General features: G+C 70.9%; 18 protein-coding genes. 9 read left to right on the top strand and 9 right to left on the bottom strand.

From position 1 onward, the window contains the following. The first annotated feature begins 18 nt into the window (after positions 1-18). The 3 genes from IPL40_07385 (at position 19) to IPL40_07375 (ending at position 3,413) form a co-directional block, all read left to right on the top strand. The gene (locus tag IPL40_07385) at positions 19-1,314 is read left to right on the top strand and encodes an alpha/beta hydrolase (protein ID MBK8480984.1); all 1,296 of its coding nucleotides are present in this window, start codon (positions 19-21) and stop codon (positions 1,312-1,314) included. A 372-nt stretch (positions 1,315-1,686) separates the two neighbouring features. After that, positions 1,687-1,983 (top strand): hypothetical protein, encoded by a 297-nt coding sequence (locus IPL40_07380; GenBank protein ID MBK8480983.1) that lies wholly within the window; start codon positions 1,687-1,689, stop codon positions 1,981-1,983. Between the two features lie 134 nt (positions 1,984-2,117). Then, complete coding sequence (locus IPL40_07375) at positions 2,118-3,413, top strand: hypothetical protein (GenBank protein MBK8480982.1); 1,296 nt, start codon at positions 2,118-2,120, stop codon at positions 3,411-3,413. A 157-nt stretch (positions 3,414-3,570) separates the two neighbouring features. On the opposite strand, the gene IPL40_07370 is transcribed toward IPL40_07375, so the two are convergent. Next, the gene (locus tag IPL40_07370) at positions 3,571-4,239 is read right to left on the bottom strand and encodes an NAD(P)-binding domain-containing protein (GenBank protein MBK8480981.1); all 669 of its coding nucleotides are present in this window, start codon (positions 4,237-4,239) and stop codon (positions 3,571-3,573) included. A gap of 615 nt (positions 4,240-4,854) precedes the next feature. On the opposite strand from IPL40_07370, the gene IPL40_07365 reads away from it, so the two are divergent. The 3 genes from IPL40_07365 to IPL40_07355 all read left to right on the top strand — a co-directional run bounded on the left by IPL40_07365 (position 4,855) and on the right by IPL40_07355 (position 10,983). Beyond that, positions 4,855-5,955: a hypothetical protein gene (locus IPL40_07365; protein MBK8480980.1), complete on the top strand. Its 1,101-nt coding sequence runs from the start codon at positions 4,855-4,857 to the stop codon at positions 5,953-5,955. A 241-nt stretch (positions 5,956-6,196) separates the two neighbouring features. Continuing rightward, entirely contained in the window at positions 6,197-9,262 is a 3,066-nt protein-coding gene (locus IPL40_07360) for a hypothetical protein (protein MBK8480979.1), read from the top strand. 134 nt (positions 9,263-9,396) lie between these two features. After that, complete coding sequence (locus IPL40_07355) at positions 9,397-10,983, top strand: oligosaccharide flippase family protein (protein MBK8480978.1); 1,587 nt, start codon at positions 9,397-9,399, stop codon at positions 10,981-10,983. On the opposite strand, the gene IPL40_07350 is transcribed toward IPL40_07355, so the two are convergent. Then, positions 10,949-12,454 carry a wax ester/triacylglycerol synthase family O-acyltransferase gene (locus IPL40_07350; protein MBK8480977.1) on the bottom strand — a complete coding sequence of 502 codons (1,506 nt, stop codon included), beginning with the start codon at positions 12,452-12,454 and terminating at the stop codon, positions 10,949-10,951. The two genes, IPL40_07355 and IPL40_07350, sit on opposite strands and share 35 nt — an antisense overlap. Before the next feature lie 187 nt (positions 12,455-12,641). Between IPL40_07350 and IPL40_07345 the strand changes: the two genes are divergently transcribed. The 3 genes from IPL40_07345 (at position 12,642) to IPL40_07335 (ending at position 16,014) form a co-directional block, all read left to right on the top strand. Then, a complete protein-coding gene (locus IPL40_07345; protein MBK8480976.1) occupies positions 12,642-14,054 on the top strand; it encodes an EAL domain-containing protein in 1,413 nt (470 codons plus the stop codon). A 24-nt stretch (positions 14,055-14,078) separates the two neighbouring features. After that, the gene (locus tag IPL40_07340) at positions 14,079-15,458 is read left to right on the top strand and encodes a hypothetical protein (GenBank protein MBK8480975.1); all 1,380 of its coding nucleotides are present in this window, start codon (positions 14,079-14,081) and stop codon (positions 15,456-15,458) included. Positions 15,459-15,588: 130 nt separating this feature from the next. Continuing rightward, entirely contained in the window at positions 15,589-16,014 is a 426-nt protein-coding gene (locus tag IPL40_07335) for a response regulator (GenBank protein MBK8480974.1), read from the top strand. Here IPL40_07335 and IPL40_07330 read toward each other — a convergent pair. The 7 genes from IPL40_07330 to IPL40_07300 all read right to left on the bottom strand — a co-directional run bounded on the left by IPL40_07330 (position 15,990) and on the right by IPL40_07300 (position 25,050). Next, positions 15,990-18,488: an FHA domain-containing protein gene (locus tag IPL40_07330; GenBank protein ID MBK8480973.1), complete on the bottom strand. Its 2,499-nt coding sequence runs from the start codon at positions 18,486-18,488 to the stop codon at positions 15,990-15,992. The genes IPL40_07335 and IPL40_07330 overlap by 25 nt on opposite strands. A 111-nt stretch (positions 18,489-18,599) precedes the next feature. Continuing rightward, positions 18,600-19,940, bottom strand: a complete 1,341-nt coding sequence (locus IPL40_07325) for an FHA domain-containing protein (GenBank protein ID MBK8480972.1) — start codon at positions 19,938-19,940, stop codon at positions 18,600-18,602. A gap of 1 nt (position 19,941) precedes the next feature. Then, positions 19,942-20,535 (bottom strand): type II secretion system F family protein, encoded by a 594-nt coding sequence (locus tag IPL40_07320; GenBank protein ID MBK8480971.1) that lies wholly within the window; start codon positions 20,533-20,535, stop codon positions 19,942-19,944. Between the two features lie 509 nt (positions 20,536-21,044). Continuing rightward, positions 21,045-21,887: a type II secretion system F family protein gene (locus IPL40_07315; GenBank protein MBK8480970.1), complete on the bottom strand. Its 843-nt coding sequence runs from the start codon at positions 21,885-21,887 to the stop codon at positions 21,045-21,047. A 168-nt stretch (positions 21,888-22,055) separates the two neighbouring features. Further along, complete coding sequence (cpaB, locus tag IPL40_07310; GenBank protein ID MBK8480969.1) at positions 22,056-22,862, bottom strand: Flp pilus assembly protein CpaB; 807 nt, start codon at positions 22,860-22,862, stop codon at positions 22,056-22,058. A gap of 96 nt (positions 22,863-22,958) precedes the next feature. Further along, complete coding sequence (gene serC / locus IPL40_07305) at positions 22,959-24,053, bottom strand: 3-phosphoserine/phosphohydroxythreonine transaminase (protein ID MBK8480968.1); 1,095 nt, start codon at positions 24,051-24,053, stop codon at positions 22,959-22,961. Positions 24,054-24,168: 115 nt separating this feature from the next. Further along, entirely contained in the window at positions 24,169-25,050 is an 882-nt protein-coding gene (locus IPL40_07300) for a hydroxyacid dehydrogenase (GenBank protein MBK8480967.1), read from the bottom strand. Positions 25,051-25,109 lie beyond the last annotated feature (59 nt).

Raw genomic sequence — 25,109 nt, 5'->3', positions numbered from 1 at the left:
GGAGACGAGGACGATCGGGTGACAGCGGTGGGGGTGGCGATGCCGAACTCGGAGCACACGCGGCGACGTTGCGCTGACGCGGCGCGGGCGTGGTTGGCCTGGGCGCTGGTGCTGCTGGGGTCGCTGGCGCTCGGCTCGGTGGCCTGGGGCCGAGCGGCCGAGTTCGAGCGCCGGACGGTAGACGTGAGCGGCGCGCGCGGCTCGTACACGATGCGCTATTGGCTGGTCGGCCCGGAGCGGTCGGCGGGTCACCGAGTGTACGTCGCCGCCTCCGGCGTGATGACGCAGGCAGACCTGCTGCGGCCGCTGGCTCGCGCGCTGGCGCAAGCAGGCGCGTACGTCGTCGCCTTCGACAAGCTCGGCTTCGGGTCCTCGCATCACGGCGCGGGACCGCTCGACTATGGACACGTAACCGATGCGGCGCACGCGCTGGTGCGCTACGTCGCCCACAACCTGGAAGGGGAGCTCGGCGTGCCCGCCGACACGCCTGTCCATTTCGCCGGGTTGTCGCTCGGCGCGAGCCTCGTGCATGCGGTGGGCGCGGAGCGGGACCCCTTCGTCTCCGGGGCCGCGGCGCTGGCGCCACCCTTCAACGGCAGCCATCCCCACCTCGACGCCATGCTGCGCTGGGGCATGCGCGCCGACCCGGATGTTAGCGCGCGGTGGCTCAACGCCGGCGCTGGCGCGATCGCCTCGCTCAGCCAGGCCTGGGCCGCGCTGGGCCGCGCCGCATGGCCCTTGCGCTGGATGCAGCAGGCGAGCACCGCCGCGGTGGGGGGCACCTACGACCTGCTGGCGCCACTGGGGTTCAGCCTGCCGGGAACGGAGGCCTTTCGCGCCGGCGAGCTGCTCGAGCTGGCGCAGGCCCTTCATCGGCTTCCGGACGGCCTGCTGGCGGATCTCGTGGCCCGCGTGCGCGAAGACCGCTGGCCCTCCGCGCCGCAGCTGGTGCCGACGCTGACCTTCGTCGGCGAAGCGGACGGTCTCTGCCCCTCGCGCAACGTCGTGGCCGAGGTGCAAGCGGGCCGTCTCTACGATCCAACCTTGGCCGCGCGGACGCTGGTGCTGCTGCGCGGCGCAGGGCACCTCGACGCAATCAGCGAGCGTTGGCGCTCCGTGGTGGCTGAGCTGATGGCCGCGCACCTCGACCACGCCGCCGCGCCCCCCGCCATGCGCGACGCGCTCGCAGCCGCCAGCGCCCGGGCGGCGAAGGCTGGTCACAGCATCGTCGGCGCCGTCACCGATCCCGCCGCCGGCCCAGAGGAGACCCAGGCCGCCCTGGCGCCACTCCGGCGGATCCTGCTGGGGCGCTAAGGCTCCCGCGCCCAATCCTCAACCCGCGCGCCCAATCCTCCGCGCCCAATCCTCCGCCCAATCCTCAACCCTCCGCCCAATCCTCAACCCGCGCCCAATCCTCAACCCGGGTGAGCGCGCTTGGGGGTTCTTGGCCAGGCGCGGGTTCTTGGCCGATCCGCAACCACGCCAGCCGATCTGACGATACCTCGCGCCACAGAGCGGGTCGCTGTGAGCAGTGGTCCGCGGGAGGATGGAGAGATGGGCCGTGAAACACCCTTGCTTCGCTACCATGTTCTCACGCCTGCTCGGCACTACAGCCAGGGTAGTGGCGGAGCCGGGCATGGCAGTTCCCTGGGCGCTGCTATCGAGCTTGCGCCCCTTGTTTTAGAGTTGATCAACAAGGGCCTGATCGCGTGGCGCTTGCGCGCCTGCCTGCGCGAGCTTCACTCGTCGATCGCCCGGGCGATGCCGCCGCATGGCGGCGTTCTGATTGTCTACAGTACGCAGTGGTGGGAGCATCCTGACCTCGGCACGCGGGTGGAGAACCTCGTCGACCCGCCCACGATCGCAGCCGTGGGTTCGAACGCGCGCGAGGCCTTTGAGCGCTGGGTTCGCCAGCCACGCTTCACGCGGGCAGCGCCGCAGGGGTGGAACCTCTCACGGCACTTCCTTTGGACGACGCGATGAAGACGCGCGTGGAGCTTGAAATGGGCGAGCGACGATCGGATAGGGTCCAAGCGAGGGGAGCGTTCGCTGCGCCCGCCCGGGCGTCGGGGCTCGCGAGGCGCGTGCTCATCAGCGCTGGAGCTGCACTGGCCTACTTGAGTCTGCGGAGGCTTGTCCCCGACGGCGGGGGGGCGCTCTTCGCCGGGTCCGGTGGCCCGCCCGTCGGCGTGGCGCTTGGCGTGGCGCTCGCCGCGTTCCAGGTCGTCGAGCTGGTGGCCTTAGCGGTGCCCAGCCTGCGCTGGCGACGCAGCGGCGGGCCCCGGGGCCGCGTCGCGCTCAATCGCGGCGCCGTCGCGCTTGCCCTGGTGCTCGCGTTGCTTTGGCCAGCCCTTGGCGCCTTCGTCCAGGCGAGCGATCTCGGGTGGGCCACGGCCATCCCCGCGGGCGCGGCGGCCCTGCTCACGCCCACGCGCGTGGTTGCGGCCCTGCTCCACATGCTGCTCGTCGCGTTGGTCCTCGCCCTCGGCGCTGCCGTCAGCCGCTACGGGCTCGGCAACGGCCTCTCGCTCTTCATCGGCCTTGAAGCGGCGGCGATGATCGCAAGGCGCGCCGAAGAGGCTGCGACCAGCGCCGGCGCCGCGCTCGCCCTCCGCTGCGGCGCGGCCGTCGTGCTCGGGGTCGTCGGTGTCGGCAGCCTGCTCTTGACCACGCTGCGCTGGTCCGCGCGACGCTTCGGCGCTGGGGCTGTATCCGGGTCGGAGCCGAGTGGCCTATTGTGTCCAAGCGCCGGGGTGGTCGCGCTGCAGTTCGCGAGCTTCGTCTCCTTGCTCCCTGCGACCCTCGCGAACCTCGGCCTCGCGCCCGCGGCGGTCTGGGGCGCAGCCTGCGCGCCTGGCTCGACGGGCTATGCCAGCGTGCTCGCCGCGGCGACCCTCGTCGGCGCTGTGGCGTTCTCTTGGCTCTTCTACCGGCCGGCGCTGCTGGCGCGCCTGCGTCTACCGGAGGCGGGCGCCGACCGCTCCGGCGCGACCTCGCGCTTGAACCACAGCTTCCGCCTCGCGCTAGGGGTCACGCTGGCGTTCTATGCGGGATGCCTGCTACTGCAGCACGCGGTGACCGTGGTCGCCAAGGTCGGACTACCGCTACTCGCGTCGCTGCTCGCGGCCGCGATCACCGCCGACCTCTGGCTCGAGGGGCGCGCCCGCGCCGCGGGGCCGCTGCTCAAGGTTTGGGAGCTCCACCAGCCCTATGCCCAGGCCGTGGCGCGTGAGGTCCTGCTCACCTCTGCCAGGCGCTTCCACCTGCGCGCCGCCAACCATCGGGCGCTCGGGCTCTTCTTCGCGCCCTACGCTCCCATCGAGGTGCTCGTCGACGAAGCGAGCGCCGCCCAGGCCGCACAAGCGCTCGCACAGCGCCTCGTCGCCGCGCATCACGCCAACCTCAGGCGTTAGCCCAAAGCGCTGCGCCTTCCGTCGGACCTTCGGACCGCCCCCACCGATGAACCGGCCCGCCCGCCGATGCTCCGGCATCTTCCGCGCCACGACCCAGCGTCGCGCGGTGCGTCGCGCGGTCGCAATCCGCTTTCGCGCTAAGGGGCTGGTGCGCCGGCTACTTCAGCAGCTTGAAGGCGTGGGTCCACTGGTTGCGGAGAAAGCCCGGCAGGCACCAGAGGATGCAGAGCGGCTCGATCGCCCGCGCTGCCGCGGCCACCCCGAGGTCCTCCGTCTCCCAGCCAAAGAGCGTCAGGATGCCACGCACGCGCGCCTTGGCAGCCTCGTCGTTGCCGCAGATGAACATCGTCGGCAGGCTACCGGCGAAGTCCGGATTGACCATCCGCGCGCTGCCCACGCAGGAGAAGGCCTTGACGAGGCGGGCCTGCGGCGCCTGGGCTTGGAGCCGCTCCAACAGCGACTCATGGGGGCCGGTGAAGAAGCGCAGCAGGCCGTTGACGGGCGGTGCGTCGGCGATCGGGTTGGTCGCGTCGAGGATCGTCTTGCCGGCCAAGTTCGACAGGCCACAGAGGCCAAGGGCGGCCTCGGCGGCGCTGCCCTTGACGGCCAGCACGAGGGTGTCGCTGAAGGCGGCGGCCTGCGCGAAGGTCCCCACGGCGGCCGCGGGACCGGCCGCTTCGCACCATGCCGCCAGCTTGCTCGGATCGCGCGAGCCGCGCATCACCTGGTAGCCGTGCTTGAGGAAGCCATCGCTCAGCACCTGTCCCACGACCCCTGAGCCGAGCACGCAGAAGGGCCCCGAATGGGGTTCCAGAACGGCCGTCATCGGCCTGTACAAGACCGCACTCCTCCCCAAGCACGGCCCGTGGCGTCACGTCGAGGCGGTCGAGTTTGCCACCCTCACCTGGGTCCACTGGTTCAACAACCGGCGGCTGCTCGAACCTCCCGGCGGGGTGCCGCCCGTAGAGCATGAGCAGGCGTTCTACGAGGTTCAGGCCGCCCAACGCAGGGCAGCCTGACTCAAACAACCGAGTCCCCCGCGAATTCCGGGCGCTTCAGGGTGCGGGGCGGAGTGTAATCGCTCTTTCTTGCTGAGTCCGGGGCGATCTAAGCTGGGCCTCCAACACGCAGCGCGGCGTGGAACGGGAGGGCGACCTGGATGACGAGCCATCGGGGGAGGCTATTTTGGCGGGTGTGCTTGCTGGCGGCGGCCGTGTCGGCGGCTGGCTGCTCGAGTGACCCAGCGAGGGTCGGCGCGGACGGCGGTAGCGTGCCCGCGGACGGCGGTAGCGTGCCCGCGGACGCATGCGCGCCCGGCGCGACAGGAGCCTGCTACCCCGGCCCGGAAGGCACCGCCGGGGTGGGGCATTGTCGCGCGGGGACGAGGACCTGCATCCGCGACGCAAGCGGAGCCTCAGCGTGGGGGAATTGTGTCGGCGCGGTGCTGCCACAGAGCGCGGACGTCGGCTACGCCGATGCCACCTGCGACGGCATCGCAGACGTCACGCTCGGTTCATTCAACCGATACGACTTCGACGTCGATGACGATGGCGCGCTCGTGCTGGCGGGGTGCGGGGCGGGGTCAGGGAGCCTGACCGTCGCATGTTTGCGGCCCGATGGAACGACCTTGCGTGGTCCTTTCGTCGCCGCCGCTGAATCCGAGGGCGAGGCCGCGATCACTGCGTTGCGGGTGCTCCGCGCTCGCGCGGGGACCGTGACGATGATCGCTTGGAATCGGATCAACTTGGATTGGCCAAGCGCGGGGACCGACTTCCATAACCGATTCCTCCTGCTCGACGCCGGTTGCAACGTCGTCGCAGGGCCCACCGACCTCGAGTTCGACCCCGCGTTGGCCTCCGATGGCATCGGGGCACGGAGCGATTACCCGCCCGTCGCGATGGCTGCGGACGGACGCACCGTGGCACTCAACGCCTCGTCCTCGCGCTGGCGGCTGCTGACGCGAGCCTCCGATGGCACGGCGGGCGTCGCGGTGACGATCGACTGGCCCCCAGCGTGTGGGGCTCCGTCGTTCTCGGACATCGCCATCCATCCCCTGACTGGCGAGGTCGCAGTGAGCTGCGCATCCAACCTTGGCGGCGTGGGCGAGAGAACCCTCTATCTGCGGCGCTACGATCCGAGCCTCGCGCCGCAAACGGGCTGGATCGAGCTCGCGACGAAGGGCAATAGCTGGAGGTTCCCGCGCCTCGGCTTCCTGCGCTCCACCAGTGACCTGGTCTCCCTGCTGGAAACGGACGCCCCTCCTCTCCAGTTGATCCTGGCGCAGCTATCCGTTACCGGCGTGGTTTCGGCCGAGGTGCCCGTGGCGGCGGCTCTCCTCGGGAATGGGACTGGACGCCCCCTTTACGACGCCGCCGGCGGACTCGTCTTCGTCTTCAGCGGCGGCGAGGTGCGTGTCGCGGCCGGTCCGAGCGCAGTCCCGATCACACGTCGCGGCGCGCCCTATCGGCTCGACGGCAGCAACACCGCCTACACCTACGACTTGGTCAACGGGAACGTTCGCCGCATCGCCTTCGCGTACTGAGCGCCTCGACCCAGCTTCGCGGCCTCGCACCATCCGGCGGCTACACGCTATCGATCTTGGGGGCGGCGTGGCGGCGTGGGCTGGGGCTGGGGCTGGCCTCGACGGAGAACCGGGAGGTGGCGCGTTGGGGTCTCAGATTTCTGAGGGGCTGGCGGCGGATTCAGGCGCGAAATCAGGGCCGGGCGGGGATGGCGCGGGCATTGCTCTCAAGCCGCGCGTGGCAAGGGCTCTCAGGATGGCGATGGGCGCGGCAGGTGCCTCGACTGGGCGCAACGGCCGCCCCTGCGCTGCGCGCTCGTGGCGCCTGGGCGTGGTCGCTGCCTTGCTGGCGGGCGCCCAGCTCGCCACGGGATGCAGCGCCGGCGTATCTGGCCGCGGGGCCGACGCGGGCGTCGACGACGGAGGTCCCGGCGGTGGGCCGGCCTTCACCCTGCGCATCAACGAGTTGGTGGCCGACAACGAGGGCGTCGCCGTCGACGAAGAGGGCGGGACGGACGATCTGATCGAGCTCGTCAACGCCGGCACCGAGCCCCTCGCGCTCGACGACTACACGATCGGCTCGCGGCGCCAGCGCCAGCACCCGCTGCCCACGCTTCAACTCGCCCCCGGGGCACGCCTCCTGCTCTGGGCCGATGGGGCGCCGGAGCAGGGCGCCACCCACCTCCCCTTTCGCCTCGCGGCCGCCGGAGAGAGCGTCGTGCTGATGCGCGCTGGCGGCGCTGTGCTCGACGCGGTCGACTTCCCGGCCCTGGCGCCCAACGAGAGCTACGCGCGCTTTCCCGACGCCAGCGGCCCCTTGGCGCGCTGTCGCTTCGCCAGCCCCGGTCGCCCCAACGGCGCGCGCTGCGGCGTTCCGCCGCCGACCGAGCTGCCGACGGCGATCACCTGGGCGCCCTATGCCTGGCCGCAGCCGTGGTCCACCCTGCGCGGTCCACTGGTGCTCAATGAGCTGGCCTTGCGGCCGAACGCCGCGGACGGCCCGGCCTTCGTCGAGCTCTTCAATCTCAGCGATCGGCCGGTCAGCCTCGCCGACCTGTCTCTGCGGCTCAGCGCGCACGGTCCGGGTCTTGCGTGGCCCTCGCCGAGTGCTGGGGTCGCGCTGCCCTTGCCGGTCGCCGAGCTTGCTGCGGGGGCCTACCTCGCGGTCGAGGTGCCCGCGACCGCGCTCGCCCCGCTCGCCGTCGACCCAGCCTTCGAGGGGGTGTTGACGCTCTTTGCGCGTGAGGATGGCGCGGTGATCGACCGCGTGGACTTCATGCGCTGGCCGCTCGGCAGCGCGCTGGCTCGCCTCCCCGATCACCTCGGCGCGCAGCGCTTCTGCCGACGTGCGAGCCGCGGCGGCGCCAACAGCGCCTGCGACGAGCTACCGTCGCGCGAGGTCGGCGATCGGCTGCGTCACCTGCGAACCCCTGGTGACTTCGCGGCCCTCGCCGCCGGCGGCACCCAGCTCGGCATCGCCGCGGTGAAGCTGATCGTCGACCTCCAGGCCGGCGAGGTCGTGCATCTACTCTCCACCCGCGCCTGGGATCTGCATTACACCTTCGTGCGCGAGCTGATCGACGGCCAGCCTCATCTCGATCGCTGCGATCCGGCGGACGCCGCCGTCTTCAACCGCGGTTGGTACGACTTCAGCGAGGCCGAGTACTTCCGCAGCGAGGGGCGACGCTTTCTGCTCGGCACCCTGCTGCGCTACGGCGCGAGCGCGCTGGCGTCGCTGGAGTTCGCCAACGGCGATATGATCAGCGGCGCGCAGATGCAGCGCGCCTTCTTCGCGACGATGCAGCACGTCGATCGCCCGCAGGCGTGGTCGATCCGGCCGGTCGATGCCCACCAGTTGGCGGAGGCTCGGACGATCGAGGGGGCCGTCCCCTTGGCCGATCCCAGCGCGCCCTTTCGTGGGCTGCGCTTCCAGCCGCTGACCGAGGCCGTGGGCTACGGCGTGCTGCGCTTCGTCGCCGCCAGCGAGCTGGCAGCGGCCGCGCTGGGTCCCCAGGTGATCGTCGTCACCGACGACGTGCCCAATGACCTTCCCCTGGTCGCCGGCCTGATCACCGAGGCCTTCCAGACACCGCTGGCCCACGTGAACCTGCTCAGCCGTGCCCGCAACACCCCGAACCTCGCGCTGCGCGAGGCTCGCAGCGCCCCCGAGCTCGCGCCCTATTTCGGCCAGCTCGTGCGCCTCGAGGTCGGCAACGGCGGCTTCAGCCTGCGGGCGGCGACGGCGACGGAGGCCCAGGCCTTCTGGGACGCCCAACGCCCCGAGGGCGCGACGGTGGCGCCGCGCCTCGACGAGTCGGTGCGCGCCCTGCTGCCGCTTTCGAGCGCATCGCTCGCGGACCTGCCGGCGATCGGCGCCAAGGCGGCGCAGCTCGCGGAGCTCAACCGGGTTGTCGTCAACCAGGCCAAGTGCGGCCCGGCGCATCGCCTGCCCCTGCCGCGTGAGGCCTTTGCCCTGCCCCTGGTACATGCGCGCGAGCACTTCGTGCGCAGCGGCGCCGCCAGTCTGTTGGCGCAGCTCCGCGCCGACGCGCAGTTCACCAGCGACCCGACGGCCCGCGCGCAGGGGCTGCTGCGGGTTCAAGCAGCGATCCTCGAGCAGGCCGTCGATCCGCCGCTGCTCGCCCAGCTCACGCAAGCGATACGCGAGCGCTTTGGCACGCAGCGCGTGCGCCTGCGCAGCAGCAGCAACAGCGAGGACCTGCCCGAGTTCAACGGCGCTGGGCTCTACGCCTCGGTCAGCGCCGCGCTCGACGATCCCGAGCGCCCGCTGGCGCGCGCCCTGCGCCAGGTCTGGGCGGGCCTGTGGAGCCTGCGGGCCTACGACGAGCGCGAGCTGGCCCGCATCGACCACGCGCGCGTCGGGATGGGCGTGCTCGTCCACGAGGCCTTCACCAACGAGCGGGCGAATGGGGTCGCGGTCAGCCGCAACGTGCTCGATCCGACGCAAGACGACATCTACTACGTCAACGCGCAGGTGGGCGAGGCGAGCGTCACCAACCCGGCGCCGGGGGTGAGCACCGAGGAGCTGCTCTATAGCTGGGGTTGGCCGCCCGAGTTGACGGCGCAGCAGCGCAGCAGCCTGCTGCCGACGGGGGAGGTGTTGAGCCTCGCCGAGACGCGCGCGCTGGTCTGCGCGCTGCGGGCGATCGACCTGCACTTCCGGCCGCGCCTCGACCCAGCGGGAAGCAACCGCTGGTTCGCGATGGAGCTAGAGTTCAAGCTGCTCGGGGCCGAGCGCACGCTGATGATCAAGCAGGCGCGGCCCTTCTCGTTCGGCGCGGTGGCCCCGCCGCAGGACTGCCGCTAGCGCGCCGCGGCAGCCGCGGCCGAGCGGCAGGCGCGCCCCCGCAGGCCCCAAGCGGCCTGGTGACGCAGGCTCGTGGTGCGCACCACCGATGGGTTGTTGACGGGGGCGGCCACCCGCGCCAGCTTCGGGCCCCGATGCGCTCCCCCAACTCCCCGGCGGCAGAGTCCCCGACAGCGCCCGCCGAAGCGCCCGCACGCCGGCCAAGCGCCGCGGCCCCGACGCGCGCCGGCGATGCGCGCCACGCCGCGGTCGGCGGCGCGACCAACCTGCTCAATGTCCTCGGCGCGCTGGCGCTGCCGGTCTTTCACACCCTCGTCGCAAGGATCTACGGCGCCGCGAGCTATGGGCTCTATTCGGTCGCCGTCGGGCTGACCGAGATCTTCGGCCGCCTCGGCGCCGTGGGCACGGACAAGGGCCTGCTGCGCCACATCCCCTCGCATCGCATCGCCGACGAGCTCGAGCTCGAACGGCGCAGCCTCAGCACCTCGTTCTGGCTGACGGCGGCCAGCGCTACGCTGCTGGCGCTGGCGGTCTACGGGCTTGCTGGACCGCTCGCGGCGCTGCAGCAGAAGCCCAACATCGCGCTGGCGATTCGCCTGCTCGCGCCGAGCACGCCCTTCACGGCGCTGGTGCTGACGTTGATCGCGGCGACGATGGGCGCCAAGGTCCTGCGCTACAACCTGCTCGTGCGCGGCATCGCGCAGCCCTTGCTGTTGATCGCGATCGCGCTGCCCGTCGGCCTGCTGCAGCCAACGCTGCGCGCGCTCTGCCTCTCCCATCTGGCGGCGATGGTGCTGGTGACCCTGCTGGCGGGGCTCGCCGTGACGCGTGTCTTCCGCCACTTCCGCTTGCGCGAGCTGCTCGCCCTCGGCCCGATCCACTGGGAGCTGGCGCGCTTCTCCTTTCCGATCGGCCTCTCCGAGTTCTTCAACGCCCTGCTGCATCGCGCCGCGCTGATCATCGTCGGGCTCTACGTCAGCAACACGCAGCTCGGGGTCTACGCGGCCGTCGAGATGCTCAGCCGCGCCATCGCCAGCGCCCGCAACGCCTTCGATCCAGTGGTGTCGCCCGTGCTCGCCGAGGCGCTGCGGCAGCAGGACCAGGGGCGCATCCAATACAACCTGCAGCTGATGACGCGCTGGGTGGCGCTGCTGACCTTTCCGCTGATCGCGCTTTTTCTCGGCCTGCGGCGCGAGCTGCTGAGCTTGTTCGGCCCGACCTTCGTCGCCGGCAGCACCGCCTTCATCGTGCTCAACCTCGGCTATCTCGCCAACGGCGTGCTCGGGCTGGTGGGGTGGGTGCTGGCGATGGGCGGCCGCTCGCGACTGGTGCTGGCCAACAATCTGATCGCGGCCAGCGCCAACGTCCTGCTCTGCTTCTTGCTTGCGCCGCGCTTCGGCATCGTCGGCGCGGCGACGGCGACCGCCAGTGCGCTGCTGCTGATCCAGCTCCTGCTCTTGGTCCAGGTCAAACAGCTCTACGGCGTGCATCCCTTCGGGGCCGGCCTCCTGCGGGTGACCGGCGTCGGGACGGTGACGGTGGTGGCTGCCGTCGTGGCGCTGCCGCGCCTGCCCGGCGCGCCGCTGCTACGCATGCTCGTCGGGGCGCTGCTGATCGTCGGGGTCTATCTCGGCCTGCTGCTGAGCTGCGCGCTCGAGCCCGCGGATCGCGAGCTGCTGGCGCGGCTCAGGCGCCGCCTGCGGCGTCGACCGCGCGACTGACGCCCGCGCCCGGCGGCGGCGCCACGGCAGCGATCGCCGCCTGGGCCAGGCCTTGGGCCTGATGCGCGTCCGCCGCCGCGACCAAGGCCGCGAACTCCTGCTGCAGCAGCGCGTTCAGCTCGCCGAGCTGCGGCAGCGCGGTCCAGTCGGCGTGGAGCCCCCAGAAGAGCATGCCGTCGTAGCTGAAGATCGCGATGCCCAGCGCCTGGCCGAGATAGAGCGGCACGACCGGATGGACGTCGAGCAGCCGAGCCCCCAGCAGGTAGAGCGGATGCTGCGGCCCGGGGACGTTGGTCACGACCAGGTTGTAGGCCCGCAGGCGGCTGCCGAGGCGGATGGCCTGGCTCAGCATGCCCGCCGTCGTCCCCTCACCCAGGGACTCCATCACCTCGCCGCCGGCGGCCTGCCGTGAGCGCTTCGCGGCCTGGGTGATCGCGGCGACGGCGCGCAGCCGTGCCGTCGCGGTCGGCTGCTCGATCGGCAGCCGAACCAGCAGCAACGAGATACGATTGCCCAGCTTGCCCTGGTCCTCGGCGCCGCGGCGACTGACGGGGGCCAGCACGCGAAAGTCGAGCGGCTCGGGCTCGACGCGCTGCTGCTGCAGATAGGTTCGCACCGCCCCCGCGACGGTCGCCAGCACCACGTCGTTGAGCGTCGTCCCCAGCGTGCGCGCCACGCGCTTGGCTGCGGCGAGCTCGACGCGAAAGCTGTCGAAGCGGCGGTAGGCGCCGATCTGCGCCGGATTGAGCGGTGTGCGCGAGACGGGCACGATGCCGGCGCCGACGGTCGAGAGCACGCTCGAGGCCTTGTCCTTGAGCTTGTCCAGCGCGCGCTGCGGGTCTTCCTTGATCTGCCCGAGCCGGTCGAGCATCTGGCTGACCCGCGCGCGACGCCGGCGCAACTCGTCGGTGAAGAGCTCCGTGCGACTCGGCGCCGGACGCGGATTCCAGCTCGCCGGGGCCTCGACATGCGTGGCCTCGGCCTCGGCGCGCAGCCAGACCGACATCACGTTGACGCCCGCCAGGCCGTCGACCATGCAGTGATGGACCTTGGCGACGATGGCGAAGCGATCGTCCGCCAGGCCCTCGACGACGTAGAGCTCCCACAGCGGCCGCGTGCGGTCGAGCTTCTGGGCCAGGATGCGGCCCACCAGCCGATTGAGCTGCTCCGGCGTGCCGGGACGCGGCACGGCGGCGTGGCGCACGTGATAGTTGATGTTGAAGTCGTCGTCGTCGACCCAGACCGGATGGTGCTGCAAGGGGATGTATTCGATGCGCTGCCGGTAGCGCGGCACGTAGTGCACCCCGGCCTCGATGTGCCGCCGGATGCGCTCGAAGTCGATCCCGCCGTGAGGCAGGGTCAGCGAGCGCGCCTCGAAGACCAGGACGGCGGCGAAATGCATGTGGCAACTTGGCGTCTCGATCTCGAGAAAGACCGCGTCGAGCGCCGAGAGCCGTTCGTAATGCGACACGGCAACACCTCGAAGGGGGCTGCGACGACCGGGTGCAGCCCAGGCGAAACATTGGCCCGTTCGGCGCGAAATGCAAGCGCCAGCGGGCGCTGCTGCGCCGCCCGCCCTCCGCTCGGCGCGGCTCGGTGTTATAGTGCGCGCACAATCGCGGGCGCCGCGGCGGCCGCTCGAAGCAGGAACGCCAACGGTGATGCAGCCTCCACGCGGAAAGCCTTCTGAGCATGCGGGGCGGCGGCGGCCGGGCGACGGCGCTGCCGGCCACTCCAGCACCATCGGCGTCGCCGCCGAGGCGCTGGCCAAGGCGACCTCGACGCTCGACGCACCCTGCCGCGTGATCGACCTCGGGACCGGGCTTCCGTCCTTGACGACGCTCTTTGCGGATCTGCGGCCCGTGGTCGAGGACCCGGCCGGCGCCTTTGCCCTCTACGTCCACCTGCCGGCCAACGCCCTGATCGAGGAGCACTTCGGCTGGGAGGCGCTGGAGGCCTACCTGGCGGTGGTCAACAACTTCCTCCTGCGGCTCGCCAAGGATACCCAGCGCGAGCGCGCGCGTTGCGTGATCGCGCGCGCCTACGCCGACGACTACGTGCTGGTGATGCCCTACGCCGAGGGCGACGAGGCGAGCGGCAGCCGCATCGCCGACGAGATGAATCGGCATGTCCAGGTGGTCGACGAGGAGCTCGCCTCGATGCACGAGGTCTTTCTCGGCTCGTCGCGGATCAAGCCCTTCGTCCGCATCCACCCCGAGCGCATGCTCTATCGCGGCATCCAGCGCGCCCAGGCTGAGGCTACCGATGTCGGACGCCATCGCCTCGCCACCCAGACACGGCTGCTCGATCGCTGTATTCAGCACCCCGACACCTTTTCGATGCTCTACCAGCCCTTGGTGCGGATGCGGGATCATTCGATCTTCGCCTACGAGGCGCTGGTGCGCTGCAGCGCCGAGGGCCTGCGCAGCCCGCATGTGCTCTTCAACGTCGCCGAACAGAGCGACCGGATCTGGGCGCTTTCGCGGCTGCTGCGGCGCAAGGCGGTCGAGCACATCAACGAGCTGCCCGACGACGCGTTGCTCTTCATCAATATTCATCCGCACGACTTCGATGACCCGCAGCTGATGGGGCCTGAGCCCTTCATCAAGGCCCACGCCGCGCGCATCGTCTTCGAGGTGACCGAGCGGGCGGCGATCGGCGACTTCGTCGCCTTCCGCAGTCGGGTCGACGCGCTGCGGGAGACGGGCCTGCGCATCGCCATCGATGACCTCGGCAGCGGCTACGCGGCGCTCAGCTCGGCCGCCGAGCTGAACCCGGACTTCATCAAGTTCGACATGACCCTGGTGCGTGACATCGACAAGAGCCCGATTCGGCAGAACCTGATCCGCAACATGGTCGCCTTCGCCGTCGAGGCCGAGGTCGAGGTGGTGGCCGAAGGCATCGAGACGCCGGAGGAGCTGGCGGTGCTGCGGGAGCTCGGCTGCCATTTTGCGCAGGGCTTCTACCTCGCGCGTCCAGCGCCGCCTTTCGTCACGGCGATCACGCCGCGCAGCGGCGAGTGGGTAGCGCCGCCGGCCAGGGCGCCGCTGCGTGCGCCCCCGCTGGCCTAGCAGCCGGAGTCGGCGGGGCGAGCAGTGGCAGAGCCGATCCAGAAGCTGCGCTTGGTCGTCGACACGGAGGTGCGCCTGCCGGTGACGGCTGCGCCACGGGGCGTGATCGAGGCCTTGCGCCGCGAGCTCCGCCAACACGGCGCAGAGCGCTTGCCCGGCCTCGATGGCAATCCGCGGGCGCGCGCTGGCCTGCTACGCGCCGAGCGTGGCTTCTATCTGCTGCCGCAGGCGCTGCTGCCGCGCGTCGTCGAGGTCTGCCGTCGGCACGGGCTCGCCTCCGAGGTCGTCGACCAGCGTACGGTCGCCCTCTGCGCTGCGCTGCGCTCACGCCTGCCCTTGACGGCGAGTCAGGAGGCGGCGCTGCGCACGCTGCTGCTGCGCGATAGCGCGGTGATCGTCGTACCGGACGCCGCCGACCGCATCGCCCTGGCGGCGGCGTTGATCGCCAGGCGCCAGCAGCGCACGACCGTCATCACGACAACCCCCGCCGCCGGAGCCCTGCGGGCGCAGCTCGAGCGGGCGCTCGGCCTCGAGGGCGCGGCGGGCGACGAGGTCGTCGTCTACAGCTATGAAGAGGCCATCGGCGCCGGCGCGGCCCGCCTGCGCACCGAGAGCGGGCTGATTGTCTGCGACGCGCTGCAGAGCGTCGAGGCAGGGCTGCTGCTGCGCGTGCTGAGCCAGGCCGGTTCGCGCTATCTGCTCGGGCTGGCGACGGAACATCGTCGGGCCGACGGTCTCGAGGCGCCGCTCTTCAGCGCGGTCGGCGAGCTCGTTCAGGAGCTACCCCCACCCTCGTCACCGCGCGGCGTCGTGCTCCATACGCGCAGGCGCAGCAGCGCGTTTCGCTACGCGTATCAGGGCCGGGAGCACTACCAGAACCTGCTCGCCGCGCTGGCGCTGGACGGCACGCGCAATCAGCTGATCGTCGACGACGTGGTCGAGGCGGTCGAGGCGGGTCGCGCCTGCGTCGTGCTCTCCGAGCGACGCGATCACCTCGAGCAACTGCGCGAGCGGCTGCCGCCGGCGATCGCGCTGCACAGCGAAACGATCACGAGCGAGGTGCGTCCGGCCGACCGCAGCGCGATGGTCGCGCGCTTCAACCGCGCCGAGCTCAGCGTGCTGCTGGCCAGCGGGCAGATCGTCAGCGAATCGCTGCCGGTGGCGCGCGGGGGAGCGCTCTTCGTGGCCTTTCCCTTCTCGTATGCACGCAAGCTCGAGCGCATCGTCGGCGCCCTGCTGCAGCCCTCGCCGAATAAGAGCGAGGTGGTGGTCTACGATTATGACGACGTCGAGGTGCCACCCTTGCACCGCGCCTACGAGAAGCGCCTGCGTGTCCTGACGCGCCTGCAGCGCTCGGCGCAACGCGAGTATCTACGCTGGGCGCAGATGGACCTTGGGTTCTAGCGCACGGTCCCTTGGCGCTGCCTCGAGGGCGAGGGCCTGCTTGCGGCGCTGCGGCAGCGCGACCCGCGCCAGCCAGCTTGACCTTTGGCGCCTGCTCCGTCGAAGATCGCGCTCGCCGCCGAAGGTCCCCATGAGCGACACCACCGCAGCACCGTTGATCCTGATCGCCGACGACGACGGCGAAACCCGCGGCATCGTGCGCACCAGCCTGCAGAAGGCTGGCTACCGCACGATCGAGGCCAGCGACGGCGACCAGGCGCTGGCGCTGATCGACGAGCACCGCCCGCAGCTCGTGGTGCTCGACGTGATGATGCCCGGCAAGAGCGGCTGGGAGGTCGCGCGCGACCTGCGCCGCGACGAGGCGCTCGCGGGGGTCGGCGTGCTGATGCTGACGGGGATCGGTCAGGGGATCAACGCCCTGACCTCGCCGCTCTATGGCGCCGATGCCTATCTCGACAAGCCCTTCACGCTGGAGGCGCTCGAGCTCCGGGTGCGCGAGGTGCTCGCGGGCCGCAAGGCGGCTTGCGACGCTCAGTCCTCGTCCTCGTCGGAATAGCGCGGCGCTGAGCTGTTGAGCCAGGTGTAGGCCTTCTGGTAGGCGCGGCTGCCCGGCGGCACCATCTGCATCACGCGCTGCCAGATCGCCCGAGCGCGCCCTGGATCGCTCTCGCGCAGCGTGTAGCCCTGGTCGAAGAGCGTCATCGCCTCGACCTCCAGGCGCTCGAGCACCCGTTTCAGCGACGCATCGAGTGGTCCGAAGCGCTGGGCCGTCACCACCGCCGCGTAGGCCACATTGTAGCGCTGAGCGCTCAGCGCCGCGCTGGCCTGCATGCGCGCGAGCCGATGAATCAGCTCGCGGATCATCTCCTGGTGGACCGGCGGACGCATTCGCTGATCGAGCTTCAGGGCGGCCTGATACTGCTTCAGCGCGGCGGCGCCGTCCTGCAGCTGGACGCGCTGCGCCTGCTCCAGCGCCTGGCCCACACCACGCACGGTGCCGGCGATTTCACGCACGGCCCGCGCCCGAGCGCCGTCGAGCGCACGGGCCTGCTGGTCGAGCAGCGCATAGGCGCCGCTCCAATCACGGGCGCGGTAGCGCGCCAACGCGGCCTTGAGGCGCGGATCGCGCTCCGCGGCGCGCGTGGTCGCGGCCGGGTCCTGGGCCGACGGGCCCCTGCGGCGTGCGCGCCGCGCTGGTGCGGGCGAGGCTGGCCGCGCCTCTTCGATCTCGGTCTGCAGCAGGCCAAGCCTGGCCACCGTCGGCTGAATGCGCCGGGCCTCGCGCACCTGCTGCAGCGCGCCGTCGTAGTCTGCGCCGGCGAGCTTCTCCCGCGCCGAGCGCTCCAGCTTCTCGACCTCCTCGTTGTCGATCCGCCGCTTGAGCGGATCGAGGTCGGAGAAATAGGCGGACGTGGCCGGGATGCGGGCGAGCGCTCCGCGCGCCACGGCGTAGTGGCCGGCGATCAGCGCATCCTTCGCCTGCTGCAAGGCCGCGCGGGCGGCGATCTCGGCGGTGGCCTGACGGGCATAACGTCGCGCCTCGTCGAAGCCCGGCGCCAGCGTCACGACCTCGTAATACTGCTGGCGCGCCTCTTCCCAGCGCCGGGCCTTGAAGAGTCGCCGCGCCTCGTCGAAGTGGCGGGTCGCCTTGGCGCTCGCGGCGGCACGACGCTCGGCCTCGCTTGGCGCGCGCGGCAGCAGCACGAGCTTGAGTAGGAGCATCAACCCGAGCAGCAGCAGCACGGTGCCGCCGCCGATCAGCAGCAGGCGCCGCGGGCCCTCGCGCCGGGCCGGTTTGCTGCGGGGCCGAGGAGGCGGCGGCCTGACGGCGGCCGTCTCGAGCACCGGCGTACCGACGGCATCCGCGAGCAAGCTGTCGACGGACTCAGCGACGGTGAGGACCGGGGCGAGCTGGGGCGCGACGGCGCGCGGGCGCTCCGCGAGGGCGCGCGGCGCGGGTCCGGGCATTGGCGCGGGCATTGGCGCGGGCATTGGCGCGGGCATTGGTGCGGGCATTGGCGCGGGCACCGCCAGCGGCCTCCGCGCGGGCGTCGCCGTGGACACCGATGGCTGCAGCTGATCGGAACTCAGCGAGGCCGTGGCCTCGTGATGCATGCCCTGCGGCACGTGCTCGAAGCGGAGCTGCGTCGTGCCCATCTCGATCTGGTCGCCGTCCTGCAGCCATGCTTCGGTTACCCGCTGGCCGTTGAGCAGCGTCCCGTTTCCGCTGCCCAGATCGCGGACCATGCAGCCGCTGGCGTTGCGATGGATCACGGTGTGGTGGCGCGAGACCGCGATATCCGCCAACACCAACCCGTTATCCAAGCCACGGCCGATGGTCAGCTCGCCGATGGCGACGGGGAAGGTCTGCCCGCGATCGTTGCCACCCACGACGACCAGGCGCGGCTCGGCCTCGGACGGCTCGGCCGCTCCCCGCGACCGGCCGCTGAGGTCGATCCGCGTCGGCTCGCTCTCCAGCGCCTCGGTGCCCCCTGGCTCGAGCTCCGGGGCTGTCCCCTGCGCATCGCGCGGGGCGTGTTCCCCCGTGCCGGCCAGCTCGTCCAAGGGGAGCGCGGGCGTCGAGCCGAGCTCGGCCACGTTCGGCGCCGTGCGATTGTCTGTCGGCTCCCACCGCGGAGCGCGGAGGCCGAACATGGGGGTGCGCGCAAAGGGGTCGACCCCGCTAGCGCCGGCCTCCGCCTCCGGGGCGAGGGCGAGCGGCTCCGGCGTTCCCTCGAGGAGCAGCGGCTGAGCGAGGGTCTTATCGTGCGAGTCGAGCCGACTCTCGGCTTCCTCGTCGGGGAAGCGCGGCTCAGGACGAAAGGTCTGGCCGAGGGGACGCCGCACCGTATCTTGGTGTCCCAAGACCTCGGGTGGCGCCGCCGCGGCCTCCGGACTGAGGCGCGTGGGGTCTGTCTCACCCTCGGTCCAGGCACCGTCCTCGTCGGCCGACAGGTCGTCGGGACCATCCTCGGGACGGCTAATGAGACGATCGCTGCGACTACCCTGGTTGCGCGGGCCTTCCGACATCGCCGAGGATGGTAGCCGATCGACCACCGTGGGGCAAGGCATCCGCCGCTTTATAGGCTCGGAATCCTTGGCGAAGCTGCGTCAGCTCGCGCCCCGAAGCGCCTGCCGCGCCTACTCCTCGCCGAGCGCGTCGAGCAGGCGCGTGAGCTCGCGGTAGCGGTAGTCGTCGCGGGCAAAGTGGCGCAGGGTATGGGCGATCAGCGCCCGGGCCGACGCGCGGTCGCCCTCGACGCGCATCGCGCGCTGCGCCGAGAACAGACCCTCCTGAAAGCGCACGGTCAAGGCCTTGTCGACCTTGTCGATGTAGTCGAGCGCCTCGAGGTAGATCGCCGGCCGCTCCCTGAGGCCCTCCAGCAGATCGCGCGCCCGGCGAAAGCGCGTCAGCGCCGTGGACATGTTGCTGGGCTCGATGTCGCGTTCATTCCAGGCCTGCCGGCCCAGCTCGAACAAGCGCCGCGCCTGGGCTGCATCGGGCGGCGGCAAGACCTCCTGGCGCAGCTGGAGGAAGCAGATCTCCCAGCGCTCGTCCTCGCTCGGCTCGCGCGTATTGCGGAAGACGAGGGTGTTCTCGCCGCGCTGCAGCAGCGTCGCGGGCAAGACCAGCTTCAGCCCGTAGGTCCAGCGCATCAGCGTCAGTGGCACCTCGCCGACCGGCTTGCCGTTGAGCTCGATGACCAGCTCACCCAGCTTGTCCACGCCCCAGGCGCCGTACTCCAGGGTGACGCGCCCGGCGAGGTGCCGGAAGCGCACGATCAGGCGCGAACGATGGGCGCGATCGGTTTCGCCGTAGCCGAAGACGCTGCGGAAAAAGATCTCGTCGTCGGCGTAGGTCACCGGCTCGTCGGAGCGGTCGGCGCGCTGCAGCAGCGTGCCGCCGGCCCGCAGCAGCAACCATGCAGCCAGCCCGCCACCGAGCAAGGCGAGGGCCGCGAGCGCCAGCCAGGCGCCGCGTCTGCGCCACCAGCGCTCACCGGCGCCGGCCTTGCGCACACTTGAGACGTCGAGGCGGCGGAGCTGGGAGCCCGTGAAGCGCACCTGTTGGGTCGGCTCGCCGAGCGGCGGCGTGATCAACGAGAAGCGGAAGGTGCTCTGCGCCAGCGTGATGTGGTCGCCCTCACGCAGGACCTCGAGACCGGCGACGCGCTCGCCATTGAGGCGCGTGCCGTTGGCGCTGCCGAGGTCCTCGAGCACATAGGCGCCGTGCGAATCATAGATGCGCAGGTGGCGCCGCGAGAGGCCCGGCTCGACCAGGACGATGTCGTTCTCGTCGGTCCTGCCGATCGTCGCCTGCCGCTCGAAGGCGTACTCGAGGCCGACCTGTGCGCCCTCGACCATGCGCAGCACGAAGCCCGTGCGGGCGAGCGCCGCGACCCGCGCACGCGGCGACGCGCCCGACGCGCCCGACGCGCGGTTCGTGGCCCCCTGTGCTTCACGTCGTCCGCGCGGCGCCACGTCAACCACCGTAGATGAAGCGGTAGACGATCGGGCCGAAGAGGATCATGAAGAGCGTCGGAAAGAAGCAGAGCACCAAGGGCAAGAGCAGCCGCACTGGCGCCTGATTGGCCTCCTTCTCCGCGCGATGCATGCGTGCCACCCGGAGCTGCGTGCTCTGGATGCGGAGCACGCGACCGAGCGAGGTGCCGAGCTTGTCGACCTGAATCAGGTTGGAGAGGAAGTTGCTCAGCTCGCTGAGCTGCACCCGCTCGCCGAGCGCGCGCAGCGCATCCTCCCGCGTCTTGCCGAGGCGCATCTCGTTGAGGGTGAGCGCGATCTCCTCGTTCAGCGGGCCCGGCTGACCGCGCTCGACGACCGTACCCAGCGCCTGACCAAAGTCGAGCCCGGCCTCGACGGAGAGCGTGAGCAGGTCGAGGTGATAGGGCAGCGCCCGGCGGATCGCGCGGTGGCGGCGGATCGTCTGATCGCGCAGCCAGACCAGCGGAAACCCCAGGCCGAGCACGGCGATGGCCAGCGCCGGCAGCAGCGGGCGCCGCAGCATCGCCAGGGCCAAGAGCGCCAGCAGCCCGAAGAAGACCGCGGAGACGAGCATCGCCGCCGCGAAGTCCTCCGGGCGATAGTCCGGACGTCCAAGCGTGAGGAAGCGCTTTTGCAGCCAGCGCGCCAGGCGCGGCGTGAGCAGCGGCCGCACGCTATTGCCGAGGCGCTGCAAGGCGACGTCGCGCAAGGCCAGCGTCCAACGCCCGACCCAGGACGCCCGCAATCGGCCTCCAGCGGGCGCCACGCTCGGGCCGGCCTCGGCGGCGCGCTGGGCCACCACGCGCTCGCGGGCCTCGAGCAACAGCGCCGAGCGCGCGACCGTCCCGGCGACGAAGAGCGCGATCAGGAAGGCCGCTCCACCCACCGCCGCCATGATCAGGGAAAGGACGATTGCGCTGAGCATCGGGGGCCCTTAATGCCTGTCTCGTGGCAGCGCAGCGCCGCTCGCCCCGCGCGGGGCGCGGCCGGTCACGACGCGAACCTGCGCTGTGCCTCGTCGGGCGCCCTGCGCCTCGCCCTGAGCTGCTGCTGCGCCTGGCGCTCGTTCCACGTCGTCCAGCATTAGAACTCGATCTCGGTCATGCGACGAATCAGCCAGAGCCCCACCAGCTCCATCAGCAACACCGCAGCGACGAGGGTCACGCCGAAGGCCGAGCCGAGCATCGGCTCCATCAGATCGCGCCGCATGAAGTAGAAGGCGACGCCGACGGCGCCGGGCATCAGCCCGATGATCCAGCTCTGCATCCGACCCATCGCCGTCAGCGCGTCCACCTTGCTCTCGATCTGAAAGCGCTCGCGAATCGCGTCCGAGATGATGTCGTACATCTCCGCCAGGTTGGCTCCGAGCTGACGGGCGATGTTGGTCGCCGTCACCACCAGCTTGAGGCTCTCCGACCCGACGCGCTCGCCGAGGTTGACCAGCGCCTGGTCCTGCGCCACGCCGAGCGTCAGCTCGCGCACCGCCAGCTTGAACTCCTCACCGAGCGGCGGCGGGGTCTCCTGCGACAGGGTGTCCATCGCCTGGGCCAGGGTCAGCCCGGCTCGGAAGGCGGCCGCCATCCGCACCAGCGCATCCCCGAGCTGGCGATCGAAGGCGCGGACGCGCTTGCGCCGCAGGTGCTTGATCGCCGCACGCGGCGCGGTCAGCCCCGCCAGCACCAGCACCAGGCCGATGAACCAATGCATCAGCAGCCAACCGAGCAGCCCGCCGACGACGGCGACGCTGAGCGTGAGCACGAGCAGCTGCCGTGGCTGGATGAAGATGAACATCTCCCCCAGCGAGCTGGTGCCGTGGGCGAGGTAGCGCTCCTCATAGATGCGCAGGCCATGGGCCGCGACGCTGGACACGACCAGCACCAACAACGCCACGGCGCCGAAGACAGCGAGGACGATCAGCCCGATCATTGGCGCCTCAGGGCAGCGTCGAGCGGGCAGCGCCGATTGGAGCAGGCTGCTGTCATCGCCTGGTCCGGGTCGCTGGGCCGCAGCGGCCAAGGCCTGCGGCGAGGCCTGCGGCGAGGCCTGCGGTGAGGCCTGCGGGGCTGGCTGCGCTGGCCCTGGGTGAGGTGATGGTCAGCGTCCACGCCGATCACCCGGGAGCCCGCGCTGGATGATCACGTTCTGGCGGTAGCGCCGCTCGCGCGCCTGCTTGAGCCGCTCGCCCGCCAAGAGCGAGCTGAGCGTGGTGCGGCCGCGCTTCTCCTCGTCGAGCACATCCATGTCCTCGATGTTGCGCAGCGAGAAGTAGAGCGAGCCGAGCTCCTGCGCCAAAACCAGCACCTCGGCCTCCTCGGGATCGACGAGCAGCGTTACGGTCGAGTACTGCGTGTCGGACTCGATGCCCTGCGTCGAGCCGGTGGTCTGCCCGGTGGCGAGCACGATGATGTTTTGCAGCAGCGTGACCACGACCATCTCGCTCGACGCTGGATCGCGAAAGCTCCCCATCACGTCGACCGTGTCGTTGGGGCGAAGCCAATGCCCGACCGCCGAGCGCTCGGTGACGCTGATGCTGATCGCGCGTTGACGCCGCGGCACGGCCTTGGCGAGCTGCTCGAGCGCGCGGACGCCGCGGAGCTGGTACCAGTGAATCGGCTCGCCCGCCTTGAGCGGCACGACGACCTCGCGGCCAAAGGCGAACTCGCTGTCGGCGGGACCGAGCACGCTGTCGTAGACGAACTTGCGCGGCATCTCGCCGACGCGCACGACGTTGGGATTGAGCGGCGCGCCGGGCTGCAGGTCGGTGGCCGCGACGAGGACCTTCTCCAGCTCCCAGCCGGCGGTGGCCTCGCGCTTGTAAGCGCGGACCTGGTAGAGCACGAGGACGACGGCGAGGGTGGCGAGAGCCAGGGCCACCAGGAGTGGGGCGTAACGCTTCAGCATGCGGCGATTATAGTCGAAAGCACGGAGTAGCGAAGGGGGCCGGTCGCGCGGAGATTTCGCGGGCGCCGCGGCGTCAGCAAGCGCCGGAGGCCGGGACTAGCCGTGCTGGCGCGCGAACTGCTCCATGAAGGAGGCGAGGGCCTCGACCCAGGCGGGCTCGACACCGTTGTAGATCGACGCGCGGATGCCACCGACGCTGCGATGACCCTTGAGCCCCACCATCGCCTGCGCCTTGGCCTCGCTGACGAAGCGCTGCTCCAGCGCTTCGCTGGGCAGGCGGAAGACGACGTTCATCGTCGAGCGGCTGTCCTTGTCGACGGGCGCCCGGTAGAAGCCCGCGTGGCGGTCGATCGCGCCGTAGAGCACGTCGGCCTTCTGCTGGTTGCGGCGGCCCATGCCCTCGACACCACCCTGCGCCTCGACCCACTTGAAGACCTTGGCCATCAGGTAGATGGCAAAGCACGGCGGCGTGTTGTGCAGCGACTCGGCCTTCGCCAGCGTCGGGTAGTGCAGCATCGTCGGTATTCCGCTGCGGCAGCGCTCGAGCAGCTCCTGACGGATGATCACGACGGTGGCGCCGGCGGGGCCGAGGTTCTTCTGCGCTCCGGCGTAGATCAGGGCGAAGGCGCGCGCGTCGATCGGGCGACCGAGCAGGTCCGAGGACATGTCCGCGACGAGCGGCGCCGCGGGTTGCGGAAAGGCCGCATACTGCGAGCCGGCGATCGTGTTGTTCGAGGTCAGGTGCACGTAGGCCGCGCCGGGGGTGAAGAGGCACTCCTCGGGCCGCGGCACGCGGCAGTAGGCACCGCCCGCGCTGGCGTCCGCGGTGTCGGCCGCGAGGTTGACGGTGCCGAAGAGCTGGGCCTCTTTGTAGGCCTTCTTGGCCCACGAACCGGTGACGAGGTAGTCCGCCGTCTGCCCCGGATGCAGCAGGTTGAGCGGCACGGCGGCGAACTGGGTGCTCGCGCCGCCGCCGACCATCAGCACCGTGTAGTCGTCGCCGAGGCCGAGCAGCCGCTTGAGCCGCGTCTGCGCGTCCCGATGCACCGCGTCGTAGTCGGGACCGCGGTGGCTGACCTCGAGCACGGACATCCCCGTGCCAGCGAAGTCGAGCCACTCGGCCGCGGTCTCCTGCAGCACGCTCAGCGGCAGGGCCGAGGGACCAGGACCAAAATTGAGGGCGCGTTTCATGAACCTGCTCCTTGGGCAACTCAACAGGACGGGCAACAGCGGCGCCGCGGCCGCCTGAGGGCGGACCGACGCCTCGGCCTTCCGATGGCTCGGCTCTTCGACTCAGCGTCTCGCTTCAGCGGCGCTCCCTGTCGTAGGCGGCGATCTTTTGCACGACCTCATCGCCGATGCGCAACAGGTTCTCTTTGCTCGAGGCCCCGAGGTGCGGCGCCATCAACACCCCGGGCAGCCCGACCAGCGGGCAGTCCGCAGGCGGCGGATCGCTGGTCCATACGTCCGTGGCGTAAGAGCGCACCTGCCCGCGCTGCAGCGCGGCGGCCATCGCCGGCTCGTCGACGCAGCCACCGCGACCGGTGTTGACGATCACCACGCCGGGCTTCGTCCGCCCGAGACGCTCGTCATTGAGCATCCCGCGGGTCTCCGGCGTCAGCGGCGCGTGCAGCGAGAGCACGTCGGCGGCGGTGAGCAGGGCATCGAGCTCGAGCAGCTCGACCTCCGCGTTGGTCTTGACGAGCGGGTCGTAGCCGACGACGCGCATGCCGAAGGCCTTGGCCCGCTGCGCCACCGCCGTGCCGATGCGACCGACGCCGATCAGCCCGAGCGTCTTGCCGCAGAGCTCGCTGCGCTTGAGCTCCTTCTTGAGGAACTTCCCCTGCAGCATGCCATTGTGGCCCGCGACGACGTGGTTGATCGCCGCCAGCATCAGCGTCAGCGCGAACTCGGCGACGGCGACGGTGGAGGCCTCGGGCGTATTGTCGACGCGAATGCCACGCGCCTTGGCGTGCTCGCGATCGACGTTATCGAGCCCGACGCCGCCCCGGATGATCAGCTTCAGCCGCGGCGCGCGCTCGAGATAGTCGCGCGTCGCCTTGGTCTTGCTGCGAATCAAGAGCACCTCGGCCTCGGCCAGACGACCCACGTCGTCGGTCACCTCGCCGTAGGTCTTGAGCCGCTCGGGTAGCGAGGCATCGAACGAATCGGCCAACAATATCAGCATCGGGCTCCTCCAACCCACGACGGGCAGGCGGACCCTAGCGCAGTCACGCGCCGCCGGAA

This window comes from Pseudomonadota bacterium, from assembly GCA_016711215.1.
GTDB lineage: Bacteria > Myxococcota_A > Polyangia.
Note: the sequence above shows the minus strand (reverse complement) of the source record. Positions and strands in the feature narration are given on the sequence as shown.